This is a genomic window from Marseilla massiliensis (assembly GCF_016899855.1).
Lineage (GTDB): Bacteria > Bacteroidota > Bacteroidia > Bacteroidales > Bacteroidaceae > Prevotella.
In genome coordinates this window covers 1-419 of record NZ_JACJJG010000259.1, presented here as the reverse complement: position 1 = coordinate 419, position 419 = coordinate 1, and the positions used below count along the sequence as shown (strand labels likewise).

1 pseudogene is annotated in these 419 nt (G+C 42.5%); it reads left to right on the top strand.

The features are described from left to right. Positions 1–419: pseudogene (locus H6A34_RS14665) on the top strand (hypothetical protein); the annotation flags it as partial.

Here is a 419-nt window from a genome sequence, read left to right as displayed (position 1 = left end):
ATCTACATAACCAAGGGAACTGCAAAGACCTATCCCTGCATGGTGGCTCATCTTGACCAAGTGCAGAAATACCATCCTACAGACTTCACGGTAATCGAGACAAAGGACTTATTGTTTGGCTACAGTCCCAAGGAAAGGAGTTTTTGCGGTCTTGGTGCTGATGATAAGAACGGAATTTGGCTATGTCTTCAATGTCTCCAGAAGTTTAACGAAATAAAAGTTGCATTCTTTGTATGTGAGGAAGTTGGTTGCATCGGAAGCTCAAAGGCAAACATGGATTTCTTTAACGACTGCCGCTTTGTAATACAGCCGGACAGAAGGGGAAAATCAGACGTAATAACACAAATTGGATTCATGGACATTTGCTCGGACGATTTCATAAAGGACATAACGCCTGAAAAGTTTGGCTATACACCGAC